The 16,340-nt window shown below is 66.7% G+C and carries 13 protein-coding genes; 6 read left to right on the plus strand and 7 right to left on the minus strand.

The features are described 5' to 3' along the window. Nucleotides 1–84: 84 nt before the first annotated feature. The 7 genes from leuB to AC3WR5_RS02040 all read right to left on the minus strand — a co-directional run bounded on the left by leuB (nt 85) and on the right by AC3WR5_RS02040 (nt 9,114). Nucleotides 85–1,197 (minus strand): 3-isopropylmalate dehydrogenase, encoded by a 1,113-nt coding sequence (leuB, locus tag AC3WR5_RS02010; RefSeq protein ID WP_492481452.1) that lies wholly within the window; start codon nt 1,195–1,197, stop codon nt 85–87. 25 nt (nt 1,198–1,222) lie between these two features. Next, nucleotides 1,223–1,870 carry a 3-isopropylmalate dehydratase small subunit gene (leuD, locus tag AC3WR5_RS02015; protein WP_492481454.1) on the minus strand — a complete coding sequence of 216 codons (648 nt, stop codon included), beginning with the start codon at nt 1,868–1,870 and terminating at the stop codon, nt 1,223–1,225. A gap of 13 nt (nt 1,871–1,883) precedes the next feature. After that, nucleotides 1,884–2,021 (minus strand): entericidin A/B family lipoprotein, encoded by a 138-nt coding sequence (locus tag AC3WR5_RS02020; protein WP_141288923.1) that lies wholly within the window; start codon nt 2,019–2,021, stop codon nt 1,884–1,886. 20 nt (nt 2,022–2,041) lie between these two features. After that, nucleotides 2,042–3,457 (minus strand): 3-isopropylmalate dehydratase large subunit, encoded by a 1,416-nt coding sequence (gene leuC, locus AC3WR5_RS02025; RefSeq protein ID WP_141288925.1) that lies wholly within the window; start codon nt 3,455–3,457, stop codon nt 2,042–2,044. A gap of 59 nt (nt 3,458–3,516) precedes the next feature. Next, nucleotides 3,517–4,470 carry a LysR substrate-binding domain-containing protein gene (locus tag AC3WR5_RS02030; protein WP_231012289.1) on the minus strand — a complete coding sequence of 318 codons (954 nt, stop codon included), beginning with the start codon at nt 4,468–4,470 and terminating at the stop codon, nt 3,517–3,519. Nucleotides 4,471–4,758: 288 nt separating this feature from the next. After that, entirely contained in the window at nt 4,759–6,996 is a 2,238-nt protein-coding gene (locus AC3WR5_RS02035) for an NADP-dependent isocitrate dehydrogenase (protein WP_492481457.1), read from the minus strand. A gap of 171 nt (nt 6,997–7,167) precedes the next feature. Then, the gene (locus tag AC3WR5_RS02040; protein ID WP_492482598.1) at nt 7,168–9,114 is read right to left on the minus strand and encodes a propionate--CoA ligase; all 1,947 of its coding nucleotides are present in this window, start codon (nt 9,112–9,114) and stop codon (nt 7,168–7,170) included. A 179-nt stretch (nt 9,115–9,293) separates the two neighbouring features. Between AC3WR5_RS02040 and AC3WR5_RS02045 the strand changes: the two genes are divergently transcribed. The 6 genes from AC3WR5_RS02045 to AC3WR5_RS02070 all read left to right on the plus strand — a co-directional run bounded on the left by AC3WR5_RS02045 (nt 9,294) and on the right by AC3WR5_RS02070 (nt 16,333). Then, on the plus strand, nt 9,294–9,593 hold the full coding sequence (locus tag AC3WR5_RS02045; protein WP_492481459.1) for a hypothetical protein: 300 nt from the start codon (nt 9,294–9,296) through the stop codon (nt 9,591–9,593). 371 nt (nt 9,594–9,964) lie between these two features. After that, nucleotides 9,965–12,121 (plus strand): hypothetical protein, encoded by a 2,157-nt coding sequence (locus tag AC3WR5_RS02050; protein ID WP_492481461.1) that lies wholly within the window; start codon nt 9,965–9,967, stop codon nt 12,119–12,121. Beyond that, on the plus strand, nt 12,118–13,443 hold the full coding sequence (locus AC3WR5_RS02055) for a glycosyltransferase (RefSeq protein WP_492481463.1): 1,326 nt from the start codon (nt 12,118–12,120) through the stop codon (nt 13,441–13,443). Before AC3WR5_RS02050 ends, AC3WR5_RS02055 begins: the two co-directional genes overlap by 4 nt. Next, entirely contained in the window at nt 13,424–14,254 is an 831-nt protein-coding gene (locus AC3WR5_RS02060; protein WP_141289615.1) for a hypothetical protein, read from the plus strand. Before AC3WR5_RS02055 ends, AC3WR5_RS02060 begins: the two co-directional genes overlap by 20 nt. Before the next feature lie 8 nt (nt 14,255–14,262). Beyond that, nucleotides 14,263–15,285: a hypothetical protein gene (locus AC3WR5_RS02065; RefSeq protein WP_141289616.1), complete on the plus strand. Its 1,023-nt coding sequence runs from the start codon at nt 14,263–14,265 to the stop codon at nt 15,283–15,285. 16 nt (nt 15,286–15,301) lie between these two features. Continuing rightward, nucleotides 15,302–16,333: a hypothetical protein gene (locus AC3WR5_RS02070; protein WP_492481466.1), complete on the plus strand. Its 1,032-nt coding sequence runs from the start codon at nt 15,302–15,304 to the stop codon at nt 16,331–16,333. Nucleotides 16,334–16,340 lie beyond the last annotated feature (7 nt).

A 16,340-nucleotide genomic window follows, 5' to 3' on the forward strand; every position in this document is an offset into this window, starting at 1 on the left:
GCCTAGTGAGAGTGCAGAAATCCAGACCTCCCCGGCTCGTGTCGCCGGGATCTGGGTTGCAGGGGCGAGACGAACCGGAGCTGATCAGCTCTTAATGGTTTTGCCGGTTTTGGTGGAGGTGAGTGCCGTGACCACGGCATCACCCATCTCGCGCGTGCCCACCTTCTGGGTGCCCTCGCTCCAGATGTCGGGCGTGCGGTAGCCCGAGGCCAGCACCGATTTCACCGCGGACTCGATGCGGTCGGCGGCTTCGGGCTGTTGGAGGGAGAAACGGAGCATCATGGCGGCAGACAATATTGTAGCCAAAGGGTTGGCCACGCCCTTGCCTGCGATGTCGGGCGCGCTGCCGTGGCTGGGCTCGTACAGGCCCTGGTTCTTCGCATTCAGCGAAGCCGAAGGCAGCATGCCGATCGAGCCGGTGAGCATCGAAGCTTCGTCCGACAGGATGTCGCCGAACATGTTGCCGGTGACGATCACGTCGAAGTTCTTCGGCGCCTTGACCAGTTGCATCGCCGCGTTGTCCACGTACATGTGGTCCAGCGCCACGTCCGGGTACTCCGCGTGCACGGCAGTGACCACGTCCTTCCAGAACTGGAAGGTTTCCAGCACGTTGGCCTTGTCGACCGACGTGACCTTGCCGCCCTTGCCGCCTGCACGCTTGCGGGCGGCCTGGAAAGCAACGTGGGCAATGCGCTCGATTTCCGGGCGCGAATAGCGCATCGTGTCGAAGGCTTCCTCAGCGCCCGGAAAGTGCCCGTCCACCGCGGTGCGGCGGCCGCGCGGCTGGCCAAAGTAGATGTCGCCGGTCAGCTCGCGGATGATCAGGATGTCCAGGCCGGCGATCAGTTCCGGCTTCAGGCTGGACGCGCCAACCAGTTGCTCGTAGCAGATCGCCGGGCGGAAGTTGGCAAACAGGCCCAGGTGCTTGCGCAGGCCCAGGATGGCCTGCTCCGGGCGCAACGGCCGGTCCAGCGTGTCGTATTTCCAGTCGCCCACGGCGCCGAACAGCACCGCGTCGGCCGCCTGGGCCAGCTTCAGCGTGGACTCCGGCAGCGGGTGACCATGCGCCTCATAAGCGGCACCACCGACCTTGGCCTCTTCCATCTCGAAAGACAGGTCCAGCACCTTCAGCACCTTGACGGCCTCGGCAACGATTTCAGTGCCAATGCCGTCACCCGGCAGGATTGCAATCTTCATGGTCATGTTCAAAGAGGAATCTGAATCAGCGCACGCGCTGGGCCAGCCAGGGCATGCGGGCCAGGCGCTCGGCCTCGAAGGCCTTGATCTTGTCGGAGTGCCGCAGCGTCAGGCCGATGTCGTCGAAGCCGTTGACGAGGCAATACTTGCGGAAGGGTTGCACGTCGAACGGGATCTCGGCCCCGTCCGGCTTGATCACCACCTGGCGCGGCAGGTCCACCGTCAGCTGGTAGCCAGGGAAGGCCTTAACCTCATCGAACAGCTGGTTCACCGCCGACTCCGGCAGCACGATGGGCAACACGCCGTTCTTGAAGCAGTTGTTGAAGAAGATGTCGGCAAAGCTGGGGGCGATCAGCGCACGGAAACCGTACTGCTCCAGCGCCCAGGGCGCGTGCTCGCGGCTGGAGCCGCAGCCGAAGTTCTGCCGCGCCAGCAGCACCGAGGCGCCGGTGTAGCGCGGCTGGTTCAGCACGAAGTCCGGGTTGGCGCGGCGCGTGGCCGGGTCCTGGCCGGGCTCGCCATGGTCCAGGTAGCGCCACTCGTCGAACAGGTTCGGGCCGAAGCCGGTGCGCTTGATGGACTTCAGGAACTGCTTGGGGATGATCGCGTCGGTGTCGACGTTTTCCCGGTCCATCGGGGCCACGAGGCCCTTGTGAAGGGTGAAGGCTTGCATGACTGAACCCGGGTTACTTGGACTTCTTGGCGGCGCCTTCAATGGCGTCACCAGCCTTGGAAATGTCCTTGCCCATGCCTTCGACGGTGTTGCAACCGACCAGCGCCAGCAGCAGCAGGGAAGCCAGGGTCACGCTCAACTTCTTCAACATCATCCGCTCCTCAAGCGTATTCAAGCCACACGACGCACGTCGACGAAATGTCCGGCCATCGCAGCTGCGGCGGCCATTGCCGGGCTGACCAGGTGGGTGCGGCCGCCAGCGCCCTGGCGGCCTTCGAAATTGCGGTTGCTGGTCGAGGCGCAACGCTCGCCCGGCTCCAGCCGGTCGGCATTCATCGCCAGGCACATGCTGCAGCCCGGCTCTCGCCATTCGAAGCCCGCGGCCTTGAAAACCTCGTCAAGCCCCTCGGCCTCGGCCTGCGCCTTGACCAGGCCAGAGCCTGGCACCACCAGCGCCAGCTTGACGTTGGGCGCAATTCGCCCGCCAACGCGGCGCACCACGGCCGCCGCCTCGCGCATGTCCTCGATGCGGCTGTTGGTGCACGAGCCAATGAAGACCTTGTCGATGCGGATGTCCGACATCGCCTTGTTCGGCTCCAGCGCCATGTACTGCAGCGCACGTTCGATGGCGCCGCGCTTGACGCTGTCCTTTTCCTTGTCCGGATCCGGCACCCGGTCCTCGATGGACAGCACCATCTCCGGCGACGTGCCCCAGGTGACCTGCGGGCGGATCTGCGCGGCGTCCAGCTCGACCACCTTGTCGAAATGTGCGCCCGGATCGCTGTGCAGCGTGCGCCAGTGGGCCACCGCATGTTCCATCTCCACGCTGTTCGGGCTGAACGGCCGGCCCTGCACGTAGTCGATCGTGGTCTGGTCGACCGCCACCAGGCCGGCACGCGCGCCAGCCTCGATGGCCATGTTGCAGACCGTCATGCGGCCTTCCATGCTCAGCGCACGGATGGCAGCGCCAGCGAACTCGATGGTGTAGCCGGTGCCACCGGCCGTGCCGATCTTGCCGATGATGGCCAGCACGATGTCCTTCGCGCCCACGCCCTTGCTCGTCTGGCCTTCGACCTTGACCAGCATGTTCTTCGCCTTCTTAGCCAGCAGCGTCTGCGTGGCCAGCACATGCTCGACCTCGCTGGTGCCAATGCCATGCGCCAGCGCGCCAAATGCACCATGCGTGCTGGTGTGGCTGTCGCCGCAGACCACCGTCATGCCCGGCAGCGTAGCGCCCTGCTCCGGGCCGATCACGTGCACGATGCCCTGGCGCTTGTCGCTCATCTTGAACTGCGTGATGCCGTAGCGGTCGCAATTGGCGTCCAGCGTGTCGACCTGCAGCCTGGAGATCGGGTCGGCAATGCCTTGCGAGCGATCGGTGGTCGGCACGTTGTGGTCGCTCACCGCCAGGTTGGCCGACAGCCGCCACACCGGCCTGCGTGCGATCTCCAGCCCCTCGAAGGCCTGCGGGCTGGTCACTTCGTGCACCAGGTGCCGGTCGATGTAGAGCGTGGCAGTGCCGTCTTCTTCGGTGTGGACGACGTGTTCGTCCCACAACTTGTCGTACAGGGTGCGTGCGGTGGTCATGGCGTCTGGCTTGTCAAGGCGGCTGGTGGCCGCAGGAGAAGGATTGTCGGGGATTCCGATCAAGGATTCGTCGGCATGGCCGGACTGCGGCGCGGGTCCGGCAGCGCCGGCTCGGCCTCGGTGCCGGCGAGGGTTCGCAGGGCATCGGCAAAGCGCTGCACCACGGTCGGCAGCACCGCTTGTTCACGCGCGGCCAGCAGGTAGCGGCGCTGCGCCCAGGGCTCGTCCAGCGCCCGCACTTCGATGGCGAACAGCTTGGCGAAGCGGTGCGCCACGGCGGCTGGCAACACCGCCACACCCAGGCCGGCATCCACCAACTGGGCAATGGCGTCGAAGCCGCGCACCTGCAGCCGCGCGTTCAGCGTTCGGCCACGTTCAAGCGCTCGCTGCAGCATCAGTTCGTGCACCGAGGCACCAATGTGCAGGCCGACGATGTCGAAATCCAGCAAGGCGTCGAACGGCAGCGGCGCGGGCCGGCTGGCCAGCGCATGGCCACGCGGCATCACGACCGCCAGCTCGCCGGTGCGATAAGGCCAGGCCCGCAGCCGTGGATCGATCAAGGGCGGCGCGAAGATGCCGATGTCCGCCCTGCCCTCGGCCACTGCCGTCTGCACGTCGGCGCTGGTCAGGTCTTCCAGGCTGATGCGGATCTGCGGGTGCTCGCGGGAGAACGCCGCCAGGTCGGCCGGCAGGGCCTCGGCGATGGCGCCGGCATTCGCGGCAATGCGCAAATGACCCTTGATGCCGCGGCTGAATTCCACCACCTCGCTCTCCAGCGCATGCAGCGAGGCATGCAGGCTGCGGATGTGGCGCACCAGCGCGCGGCCGGCCTCGGTGGTCTCGACACCGCGTGCGCGGCGCTCGAACAGCTGCACGCCCAGCCGCGTCTCCAGGTCCTTCAGCCGTTTGCTGGCTGCCGCCAGCGCAAGGTGCTCACGCTCAGCCGCCCGCGTGATGTTGCGCGTCTCGGCAATGGCGAGCACCAGGTTGAGCGTGACCAGATCGAAGCGCATGCGGGGCGGCGGCGGAAGCTGCGGAGCGGACAGACAGCAAGTGTGAGGGAAGCGAAGGCCGCTTGCACTGCCTCGTTTCACCCCGGTCGGGCGGACGAGACAACGGGGAGAGGCACCGGTAAGCACCAAGCCGGCAACCGTCGCAGACCCAATGATGAACGAAGGCTTGGCGGCGCGTGCACGGAGATCGATGAGCAAGGCTTCTCCTGCCACGAACGATCGCTCACCCATCCCCATGAAAAACGGCCACCCGAAGGTGGCCGTTGGTGTTCAGTCGCGGGGGCTGGCTCAGCTGTGCGCGGCTTCCAGCGCGGCGTTGAAGGTCTTGCTGGGGCACATCACGGCCTTGAGCTTTTCGGCGTCCGGCTGGTAGTAGCCGCCAATGTCGACCGGCTTGCCCTGCACCGCAGCCAGCTCGGCGACGATGGTGGGCTCGTTTTCGGTCAGGTTCTTGGCCAGCGGACCGAAGTGGGCTGCCAGCTCCTTGTCTTCCGTCTGCGCGGCCAGTTCCTGGGCCCAGTACATGGCCAGGTAGAACTGGCTGCCGCGGTTGTCCAGCTGGCCGGTCTTGGGCGAGGGGTTCTTGTTGTTGTCCAGCAGCTTGCCGGTGGCGGCGTCCAGCGTCTTGGCCAGCAGCTTGGCCTTGGCGTTGCCGGTCTTCAGGCCCAGGTCTTCCAGGCTGACGGCCAGGGCCAGGAACTCGCCCAGCGAATCCCAGCGCAGGTGGTTTTCTTCCACCAGCTGCTGCACATGCTTGGGCGCCGAGCCGCCGGCCCCCGTCTCGTACATGCCGCCACCGGCCATCAGCGGCACGATGGACAGCATCTTCGCGCTGGTGCCCAGTTCCATGATGGGGAACAGGTCGGTCAGGTAGTCGCGCAGGATGTTGCCGGTCGCCGAGATGGTGTCCAGGCCGCGGATCACGCGCTCCAGCGTGTAACGCATCGCCCGCACCTGCGACATGATCTGGATGTCCAGGCCGCTGGTATCGTGGTCCAACAGGTAGGTGTTGACCTTCTTGATCAGCTCGGCTTCGTGCGGACGATACGGGTCCAGCCAGAAGATGGTGGTCATGCCCGAATTGCGCGCACGGTTGACGGCCAGCTTGACCCAGTCGCGGATCGGCGCGTCCTTGACCTGGCACATGCGCCAGATGTCGCCGGCCTCCACCGTCTGGCTCAGCAGCACTTCACCGGTGGCGATGTCGACGATGTTGGCCACGCCGCCTTCGGTGACTTCGAAGGTCTTGTCGTGCGAGCCGTATTCCTCGGCTTGCTGCGCCATCAGGCCCACGTTGGGCACGGTGCCCATGGTGCGCGGGTCGAAGTTGCCGTTGGTCTTGCAGAAGTTGATGACTTCCTGGTAGATGCGGGCAAAGGTCGATTCCGGGATCACCGCCTTGGTGTCCTTGGGCTTGCCATCGGCGCCCCACATCTTGCCGCCAATGCGGATCATGGCCGGCATCGAGGCGTCGACGATGACGTCGTTCGGCGCGTGCAGGTTGGTGATGCCCTTGGCCGAGTCCACCATCGCCAACTCCGGGCGATGCTCATGGCAGGCGTGCAGGTCGCGGATGATCTCTTCACGCTTGGAGGTCGGCAGCGTGGCAATCTTGTCGTACAGATTGACCATGCCGTTGTTGACGTTCACGCCCAGCTCGTCAAAGAGCTTGCCGTGTTTCTCGAAGGCTTCCTTGTAGAAGATCTTCACCGCGTGGCCGAAGACGATGGGGTGCGAGACCTTCATCATCGTGGCCTTGACGTGCAGTGACAGCATCACGCCCGTCGCCCGCGCATCTTCGAACTGCTTTTCGTAGAAGTCGCACAGCGCCTTCTTGCTCATGAACATGCTGTCGATGATCTCGCCTTCGAGCAGCGAGACCTTGGGCTTGAGCACGATGGTCTTGCCGTCCGCGGTGACCAGTTCCATCCGCACGTCGCGCGCCTTGTCCAGCGTCATCGACTTTTCGCCGTGATAGAAGTCGCCGTGCGTCATGTGCGCCACGTGGCTGCGCGAAGCCATGCTCCACTCGCCCATCGAGTGCGGGTGCTTGCGGGCGTAGTTCTTGACCGCGGCCGGGGCGCGGCGGTCGGAGTTGCCCTCGCGCAGCACCGGGTTCACCGCGCTGCCCAGGCACTTGGCATAGCGCGTGCGGATCTTCTTCTCGTCGTCGGTCTTCGGGTCTTCCGGGAAGTCCGGCAGCGCGTAGCCCTTGGCCTGCAGTTCCTTGATCGCGCTGGTCAGCTGGTGCTGGGAAGCGCTGATGTTGGGCAGCTTGATGATGTTGGCATCGGGTTCCAGCGTCTTCTTGCCGAGCTCGGCCAGCGTGTTGGGCACGCGCTGGGCTTCGGTCAGGAATTCGGGGAACTCGCCCAGGATGCGCGCGGCGACCGAGATGTCGCTCTGTTCGACCTGGATGCCGGCCGGCCGCGCAAACGTGCGAATGACCGGCAGGAAGGCGGCTGTCGCCAGCAGCGGCGCCTCATCGGTCAAGGTGTAGATGATGGTGGGCTGCGAATTGCTCAAGGCGGTTTTCCTGAGAGAGAGGGGAGAACAGCGGTCACGCGTTGCGCGACCACAAAAGCCAGTCCTGGATTTTGATTTGCCAGCCGATTCAATGGGGTGCTTTTTTGAAGTTCGATCTCACGATGCGGAATTTGCACCTTAACCGGCCGAAATTTCTTGGCGCTCGAACACTTAAGCAGGCCGCGCATCCGGCCCGCCTAGCAGGTCCTTGATTTGCTGCAGTGCACCAGGATCGTCCATCGTCGTCAGGTCGCCCGGGTCACGGCCTTCGCAGACCGCCTGCATCGCGCGGCGCAGCAGCTTGCCGCTGCGGGTCTTGGGCAGCAGGCTGACAAATCGCACCCGCGCCGGCCTGGCCACGGCGCCGAGCTGCTCGTCGACCTGCTTCATGATCGCGCCCTCGAGCTTCAGCGCGTCGGCCGGCTCGGCGGCCAGCGCGGCGTCCTTCAGCACCACGAAGGCCATCGCCACCTGGCCTTTCAGCGCATCGGCCACACCAAGCACCGCAACCTCGGCCACCGCGGCATGGCTGCTGATGCTTTCCTCGATCTCGCGCGTGCCCAGCCGGTGGCCCGCCACGTTGATCACGTCGTCGGTGCGGCCCAGGATGAAGTAGTAGCCATCGGCGTCGCGCACGCCCCAGTCGAAGCTGCTGTAGAGCGCCCTGCCCGGCACGCTGGACCAATAGGTCTTCACATAACGCTCGTCGTCGCCCCAGACCGTCTGCAGGCAGCCGGGCGGCAGGGGGCCCTGCACGGCGATCACGCCTTTGTGGTTGGGCTCGGTGATCTCCTCGCCGCTGGTCTCGTCGATCAGCCGCACGTCGAAGCCATAGACCGCCATGCCCGGCGAGCCGTAGCGCGTCGGCGCCGGCTCCACGCCATTGCAGATCGCCAGGATCGGCCAGCCGGTTTCGGTCTGCCAGTAGTTGTCGATCACCGGCTTGCCGATGGCCCCGGACATCCAGGTCGCCGTCGGCTCGTCCAGCGGCTCGCCGGCCAGGAACAGCGCCTTCAGGCTGGACAGGTCATGCCGCGTCAGGCAGGCCGGGTCCTGCTTCTTCAGCACCCGCGCGGCCGTTGGCGCGCTGAACATCACATTGACCTTGTACTGCTCGACGATGCGCCACCAGACCGCCGCGTCCGGGCGGGTCGGCAAGCCTTCGTACATCACGGTAGCGGTGCCATTGAGCAGCGGCCCGTAGACGATGTAGCTGTGGCCGACGACCCAGCCGATGTCGCTGGTGGAGAAGAAGGTCTCGCCGGGCTGCGCCATGTAGATGTGGCGCATGCTGGCCGCCAGCGCCACCGCGTAGCCGCCAGTGTCGCGCTGCACGCCCTTGGGCCTGCCCGTCGTGCCGCTGGTGTAGAGGATGTAGCTGGGGTGCGCGCTGTCCACCCATTCGCAGGGCACCACGGCGTCCATCTGGGCCGCGCGCTCGGCCGCGAAGTCCAGGTCACGGCCTGGCACAGGTGCAAAGTCCACCAGCCCCCGGTCCACCATCAGCACCTTGGCCGGCTTGTGCGAAGCGAGTTCGATCGCCTCGTCCAGCAGCGGCTTGTAGGCCACCACCTTGCCGCCGCGCATGCCGGCATCGGCGCTGACGACCAGCACCGGCTGCGCATCGTCGATGCGGCTGGACAGCGCGTGGCTGGCAAAACCGCCGAAGACCACCGAATGGATCGCGCCGATGCGCACGCAGGCCAGCATCGCAAATGCCGCCTCGGCGATCATCGGCATGTAGATCAGCACCCGGTCGCCGCGGCCCACGCCCTGCGCCTTCAGGATGGCCGCGAAGCGCTGCACCTCGGCATGCAGCTCGCGAAAGCTCCAGGTCTTCTCCACGCCGGTTTCGCTGGAGACAAAGATCAGTGCCGCCTGGTCGGCCCGCTCGCGCAGGTGCCGGTCCACCGCGTTGTGACAGAGGTTGGTCAGCCCGCCGGCAAACCACTTCGGGAATCGGGGATCTGTCGCATCGCAGACCTGGTCGAACGGCCGCTGCCATTCGACCAATGCGGCCTGCTCGGCCCAGAAACTGTCGCGCTCGTCGATCGAGCGGCGGTAGAAGTCGGTGTACGACGGCATCTGATTTGTCTCCTGTTGGCTTTGGCTCTTGATGGCGCCGGGCAAGGTTAGCAATCCCGCCTGACGCCCGCCTGAAACCAGCGCCGCGTGTGGCGCCTGATCTGTCGCCTCGCATCGCGTGGGCGTCACCAAGCGGCAATGTCAGGCAACGCGAAGGCAAAGCAGGCAGTCGAACATCCGGCCCATTCACTTTGTTTGAGCTTGGACAAACCATGAAGACTTTCCCCCCGATTTTCCCGGCCGCCGCCCGCACGTTGGGCGCGAGCCTTGCAACCCTGGCCCTCGCCTGCACCGCCCAGGCGCAGGATGGCCCGCCCGGCGGGGACCGTGGCCGCCCGCCCAGCCCACCACCCGAGGCCGTGCAGGCCTGCGTGGGCCACGCCGAAGGCGCCAGCGTCAGCTTCACGCTGAAGGACGGCAAGGCCTTGACCGGCACCTGCCGCAAGCTGGACGGCCAACTGGTCGCGATGCCAGCGCACATGGACCGCAAGCCGCCCCCCAACGCAAACTGAAGCGGCGACCAAAAAGAGGCGCCCCTTTGAGCACGGCGAAGGTGGGCACCGTTGCTGGCGCACCCCACAAGCGTGGGGGGACCATGACATCCGTCACGGAATTGACGCTGCGCAAACCTATCTTTCGCATATCGCGGCTTGCAGAAGTAGCAAGACAGAGCCGCGTGACGCGCCGGGGCCATGCGCCCGGCCGACCGCAGGGAGATGCGCACACCGCCGCCCACGCCGCCTGACCCGCGTCGCTGGCGCAAGCCTTCCTGCACGCCCTACCGTGTTTGGAACCGCTCAGGCTCGCGCCCCATGCTCAAGACTGCCCCTGCCCCGCTGCCATCGCTGTTTGCTCCCGCACGCCAGCCCGCTGGCCGCGCGCAATGAACGGCCCGATGCTGGGGCTGCTCAGCGCTGCCGCCCTGGAAATGCGCCCTCGGCCGCCACGCAGCCGGGCGCCCCAGCACGCACAAGACGCTCCGCATGACTCGCCCTACCGCGGCTATGTGGAAGCGCTGGACCTCATGCGCGGCCTGGTCGGCTGGGCCGCCCATCAAAGCGGCAGCGAGTTGCCGACGATCACGCTGTGGTGCGACGACCGGCCGCTGGCCGAGACCACGCTGCAGGGCACACGGTCCGACATCTGGCTGGGCAGCAAGCGCGACATGCCCACCTCGTTCGCCTTCGACACCGACGAACTGCTGCGCATTGCCACGCTGACCGACATCAGCCCGCTGGCCAGCCTGCACGTGCGCTGCAACGACCGCGAGGAAGACCTGCCCACCGCGCTGGAGTGGACTTTCGGCGACCTGCAACTGCTGCGCAGCTCGACCGAACGCAGCGACTTCATCGAAGGCGAGCCCGGCCCGCTGGCGCCGGAGCTGCGACGCCTGGCGCGCAAGTCCTATGCTTCGCTGGCTCAGCCGCTGCGCCAGGACCCGCAGCGCCAGAGCGGCGTGATCGAGTTCGCCGCCCGGCTGTCCGACACCCACCTGCTGGTCGGCGGCTGGATGCGCGCCCGCCAGCCCACGCTGTGCGCGATGCTCGTGCTCAGCGACGGGCACAAGCGCCCGGCCGCGCTGGCCGTGGTCGCCGCGCCGCGGCCCGACCTGCCCGAAGAGGCCTGGGCTTTCGCAGGCGTGCTGCATGTGGCCGACGGGCTGGACCTGGCCCAGCTGCAGCATCCGGCGCAAATCGCCTTTGCCGGCCAGGCGCAGGAATGGCTGTGCGCCGTGCAGCCACTGCGCAAGCCCAGGCTGGCCGAGGCGCTGGGCGAGGCCGAGGCGCTGATCGCCCGCGCCGGCCCGGCGCAGGTCGAGCGCGGCTGCGAGCTGCTGGCGCTGATGCGCGCCTGCCTGCCGTGGACGCCGGTGGCCCAGCGATTCGACACCCTGGGCATCAAGATCGGCATCGACCATTGCCTGGTGATCCCCAACTTCGGCATCGTGCTCTCGGGCTGGCTATTGCACCCGATGAGCCATCCGCGCATGGTGAGGGCCAGGCTCGGCCAGGCCCTCTATGAACTGGAACCCGGCACGCTGGCCTTCACCCCGCGCAAGGACCTGGCGGCCAGCTTCCCGACCATGGCCGACCGCACGGCCACCGCCGGCTTCAGCTGCGTGCTGCGCAGCGACTCCAAGCCCGACAACCTCGACACCTGGATGCTGCGCTTCGACTTCGAGGACCACAGCACCTGCCTGCACGAGCTGACGCTGGAAACCATCCGCTGCACCGACTACCAGCTGGACCTGGCCAGCATCAATGCCATCCTGCCCGGCATCGAATGCATGCCCTGGCTGGACGAGCTGGTGCACTCGGCTGCCTCGCTGCTGCGCCAGAGCCGGGACAAGCAGATGACCTGGGTCAAGCGCCAGGCCATGGCCAAGGCCATCGTCTGCGTGCTGCCGCAGGCGCAGCAGCACCAGCTGCTGGTGCTGGAGGCGCTGGCCAGCTGCCTGCGCCGCATTGCGGCACCCGACCTGGGCCTGGTCATCCTGCTGCCCGCCACGATGGCGCCCGGCACCTGGGCCGGCTGGCTCAGCGAACTGCGCGCCAGCAGCCACCCGCGCATGCCGCTGGCCATCGCCCGGCTGGCCGCCGGCGCCGAAAGCTGGTCGCTGCTGCCGGACCTTTTGGCCACCTGCACAGTGCGGCGCTTTGCCTTCCTCGGCCCCGCCGTGCTGCTCACGCCGGCCGGCACCGAGGCCGTGCAAAGCCACCTGCAGCAAGCCAGCAGTGAGATCGACTACCTGGACATCGAATTCTTCAAGGGCAGCCAGGCCGAGACCGGCCACGAAAGCCAGGCCTTTGCCTGGCACACCGCCGCCTTCGAGGCGCACCGCGTGCAGGCCCCTACGCTGCTGCCCGGCTACTGGCGCACCAACGCGCTGCCCCGGCCGCCGGTGCGCTCGCGTGCTGCAGCCGCGCCGCATTGCCTGCGCCTGAGCCGGCCGACCAGCATGCCGCTGCACGACCGGGTCAACCAGCAGCTGATCCTGCGCTGGCAGCAGCAGGACGAGGGCCACCGGGCAGCACCATGATCGTCGTCTTCTCGCACGCCCATCCATCCATCAGCAAAGGCGGCGCCGAGGTCAGCGCGTACACGCTCTACAAGGGCCTGCTGGCGCTGGGCCAGAAGGCCGCGTTCGTCGCGATGTGCCCGGAGGCCCAGTTGGCCAAGCTGCGTTTCGAGACGCCGGATGAACACACCATCGCCTACCAACCGGCGCGCTACGACCACTACTTCCACCTCGCCGAGCCCAGCCAGCTCGGCGCCGTGGCCGAACTGGTCCAGACGCTGCAGCCCAGCGCAATGGTCTTCCACCACTTCCTGTTCATCGGCATCAACACCGTGCGCCGCCTGGCCGAGCGCTTCCCCGTGCCTTCGGTGCTGGTGCTGCACGAGTTCCTGGCCATTTGCCACCACCACGGCCAGATGGTGACCCGGCCGCACAAGAAGCTCTGCGAGGCAGCAGGTTCGGTGCGCTGCGCAGGCTGCTTCCCCGAGCACGACGCAGAGGAATTCAACGTGCGCAAGCAGTCCTTCCTGGCGGCCATGGGCCAGATGACGCGACTGGTCTCGCCCAGCCACTTCCTCGCCAGCCGCTTCATCGCCTGGGGCATCCCGAAGCAGCAACTGGTGGTGATAGAGAACGGCCTGGCCGGCTATGTGCCACCGCCTCCCACCACCGACAGGCCACCACCCCACCGCAGCCCTGCCGGCCTGCCCTGGCAGCGCAGCGAAGCCGCAGCGCGGACGATCCTGACCGTGTTCGGCTACTTCGGCCAGATCAACCCCTTCAAGGGCATCGACCAGATCCTCGATGCCCTGGACCTGCTGCCGGTCACCGTTGCCGGCGCCTCCGCGATCCGCGTGCGCATCCACGGCAACGTGGTCGGCGTGACCGAGGAGTTCCAGAAGCGCTTCGAAGACGCCCAGGCGAAAGACCCGCGCATCGAATACGTCGGCCCCTACAACAACCAGGACGTGCACCGGTTGATGCAGGCCTGCGACTACGTCCTGATGGCCAGCAAGTGGTGGGAAAACTCACCGGTCGTGATCCAGGAGGCCTACGCCGCCGACCGGCCCGTCATCGTGCCCGCGCTGGGGGGTATGGCCGAAAAAGTCATCGAAGGCACCAGCGGCCACCACTTCAAGCCCAACGATCCGGAGGACCTGGCGCGGGTGCTGCTGAAGTGCGCAAGCCGCCCCGGCGCGCGCAAGAAGATGCAGCTCCCCCGCCCGCTCAGCGCCGCGCAGATGGCCAGGCGCTACCTCGTGGCCGCCGGCCTGGGGCCGACCGATTGGGCTTCCACCACACTCAAGATAGGGAACACAAAAAATGCTGAAGGGATTCATTGAACAGATCTCCGAGACCGCGATCTCGGGCTGGGTCTACTGTGCCAACTTCGATGTCGCCGGCCATCGCCTGCTGGCCTTCGAGCGGGACCAGTGCATCGGCGCAGGCCACATCGACATTCACAGGCCGGACCTGGAAGCCGCCGGCATGGGCAAGGGACTGCTGGGCTTTTCGATCAGCTGCGACCCGGCGGTGCTGAAGCGCCATGCCAACATCAGCGTGCGGCTGGACAACTCCGACTTTGCGCTGTTGCCACGCAGCACCTCGCAACGCCCCGCTCGCCGCGAGGTGGCGGCAGGCCTGTTCAGCAGCACCGAGGCACGGCGTGTCGAATGGATGGCCAGGCAGGGCTGGCTTTCACAGGAGCAGTTCCTGGCGCTGCGCAGCTTGAATCAGCTGGGGGTGTACCAACGGACCTTCTCGCGCAGCGAACTTGGCGACTTCTCGCTGGAGCGCAAGGCCGCCGACCTGTACCTTGAAATCATGTGCCTGCTGTTCCGCAGCGAGTTCAACCTGGCGCAACTGCAGGAGCATTCGCTGATGCCCCGTGACCTTGCGCAGCTCGACTTCAACCTGGCGGGCGGAGAACATGGCGTGATCGGGCTGTACGGCGGCGAGCTGAGCGCCGAGGTTTCCGAAGGCGCGCACGCCCTTGGCATCGACGGTGCCGAGCCCCCCGTGGTGGCACCCGTCAGCTACCGCTGCGCGCCGCATCAGCTGCTGCTGGTGCACACCGGTTGCCTGCGCAGCCTGGCACTGGGCAAGGGCAGCGGCGTGCAACTGCTGGCGCTGGCGGCCCCAGCCGCCGCCTGAGTCGCTCCATGAAACTGATCTTCCACATCGGCGCCGGCAAGACCGGCACCAGCTCGATCCAGGCCACGCTGAAGGCGAATGCCCCAGTGCTGCAGGCACGGGGCGTGCTGTACCTGGGCCTGATGTTCGAACACTCGCCCGCGCGGCTCTTCGAATGGCAACGCTTCGGCGGACAGGATGAGTTCCTGGCCCTCCCGCAGGCGGAGGCCGAGGCGCAGTTCAACCGCGTGCTGCAAGCCACGCTTCGGCGCGGCCGCGAGGCCGGCGTGCACAGCATGATCTGGAGCAGCGAATCTTTTTTTGACCGCTTCGACGCGGTGCTCGGGCCGCTGCAACGTGCTTGCGAACAAGGCCTGGACCTGGCGGTGCTGGCCTATGTTCGGGCCCACGAGACCTGGGCCCGCTCGGCGTACATCCAATGGGGCCTGAAGCACAAGACCTACCCCGGCCGCCTGCGCAGCTTCGGCGAATGGGTTGCCCACCGCAAGCCGCTTTTCGCACCCACGCTGGCACGCTACGACGCTGCCTTCCCGGGTCGCCTGACGGTCCGCAACTTCGACGCTGCCGGCGACGTCGTCGACGACTTCTGCGAGTTCGCCGGACTTGCCGACCTGCCGCTGGAGCGTGTCCACGAAAATCACACGCCTGACGACACCGAGCTGTTCCTTCGTGCGCTCTTCAATGACCGCCAGGACAGCGATGCCCTGCCCATGGTCTTCGACAAGGCCGTTGGCAGGCTGCTGCCACAGGCGGCGTCACCCACGGCATTCCTGCAGGGCTTGTACCCCCATGCAGCGGACATCGAGCAGGTGGCGCGCCACGCCCATGCCGACCGCCAGGCGATAGACGCCCTGCTGGTGCAACAAGGCCAGCCGCCCCTGCAGATCGGCGCGATCACGCCGAAGCAACCGCGCATCGACGACGGCCGCTTGCTGGGTGCGCTCGCCAGGCTGTGCATCGCCAACGCCCGCCGGCTGGACGCGCTCGAAGCCGAAGACCAGCGGCTGCGCAGTGGCGGCGAGCCGCTCTGAACCGGAAACTCATCTGATGGCACGTCCTCCGGTTCGATTGATCCTGCACGCCGGCAGCGGCAAGACCGGCACCAGTTCGATCCAGGCCACGCTGCGCGATGCCCGCCACACGCTGGAAGCCCAGGGTGTCTGGTACCTGGGGCTGGTGCTGGAACATGCACCGGTGCAGCGTCATGCATGGCAGAAGTTCGGTGAAACAGCCCGCTTGCATGCGCTGCCTCACGCAGAGGGCGCTGACCAGTTGCACGGCGTGCTGGTCGCAACGGTGGCGCTGGCAATCGAGCGTCGCATCCACACGCTGATCTGGAGCAGCGAATCGCTTTTTGACCGCCCCGACAAGGCGATAGAGGCGATGCATCGCCTGGACCCGGCACAGGTTGACCGGCATGTCGTGATCTATGTGCGCCGCCACGATGCCTGGGCAAGCTCGGCCTACCTGCAATGGGGCATTCGTCACAAGACCTACCGGGGCCGGCTGCTCAGGTTTGCCCACTGGGCCGAACGGCGCGGCGTGCGCTTTCAGCCCAACATCCAGCGCTTCACGGAGGCCTTTCCAGGCAAGGTCACGCTGCGCAATTTCGATCACGTGCGCAATGCCGTGGCCGACTTCCTGTCGATCTGCCGCATTGATGCCCAGGGCGTCGAAGAGCAGCGCGAAAACATCACCGCCGACGACAACGAGCTCTACCTGCGCGCGCTGTTCAACGACCAGGCCGACGAACCCCAGCTCCCCGCTGCGTTCAATCGCTCGATCGGCCGCCGCCTGAAGGAGGACGCGGCGCCCGAAGCCTTCCTGCAGGCGCTGCTGACCGGCGCCGCGCCGCATGCGGACGCGATCCACGGGGACCGGCTGCTCGTCAACCAGTGGCTGCTCGCCAGCGGCTGCGAGCCGCTGCACGAACAGCCTGCCTTGACCCACACGGTGCAGATCGACCGTGCGCGGCTGATGCTGCACTTGGCCGCATTGGCGATGGACCAGGCCGTTCGCCTGGCGCGGCTGGAGGCGCTGCGCACCGCCCGAACCGCGGGGACCGCTGCGACGACTTGATGGCCGA

The organism is Ideonella sp. FW305-24 (genome assembly GCF_058788035.1).

What these genes read in the sequence shown, in the direction of transcription:
- AC3WR5_RS02060 (WP_141289615.1), top strand. Translation starts at nt 13,424, where the DNA reads ATGCTGAAGGGATTCATTGAACAGATCTCCGAGACCGCGATCTCGGGC.
- AC3WR5_RS02050 (WP_492481461.1), top strand. Translation starts at nt 9,965, where the DNA reads ATGAACGGCCCGATGCTGGGGCTGCTCAGCGCTGCCGCCCTGGAAATG.
- AC3WR5_RS02020 (WP_141288923.1), bottom strand. Translation starts at nt 2,021, where the DNA reads ATGTTGAAGAAGTTGAGCGTGACCCTGGCTTCCCTGCTGCTGCTGGCG.
- AC3WR5_RS02030 (WP_231012289.1), bottom strand. Translation starts at nt 4,470, where the DNA reads ATGCGCTTCGATCTGGTCACGCTCAACCTGGTGCTCGCCATTGCCGAG.
- AC3WR5_RS02055 (WP_492481463.1), top strand. Translation starts at nt 12,118, where the DNA reads ATGATCGTCGTCTTCTCGCACGCCCATCCATCCATCAGCAAAGGCGGC.
- AC3WR5_RS02070 (WP_492481466.1), top strand. Translation starts at nt 15,302, where the DNA reads ATGGCACGTCCTCCGGTTCGATTGATCCTGCACGCCGGCAGCGGCAAG.
- AC3WR5_RS02065 (WP_141289616.1), top strand. Translation starts at nt 14,263, where the DNA reads ATGAAACTGATCTTCCACATCGGCGCCGGCAAGACCGGCACCAGCTCG.
- leuC (WP_141288925.1), bottom strand. Translation starts at nt 3,457, where the DNA reads ATGACCACCGCACGCACCCTGTACGACAAGTTGTGGGACGAACACGTC.
- AC3WR5_RS02045 (WP_492481459.1), top strand. Translation starts at nt 9,294, where the DNA reads ATGAAGACTTTCCCCCCGATTTTCCCGGCCGCCGCCCGCACGTTGGGC.
- leuD (WP_492481454.1), bottom strand. Translation starts at nt 1,870, where the DNA reads ATGCAAGCCTTCACCCTTCACAAGGGCCTCGTGGCCCCGATGGACCGG.
- leuB (WP_492481452.1), bottom strand. Translation starts at nt 1,197, where the DNA reads ATGAAGATTGCAATCCTGCCGGGTGACGGCATTGGCACTGAAATCGTT.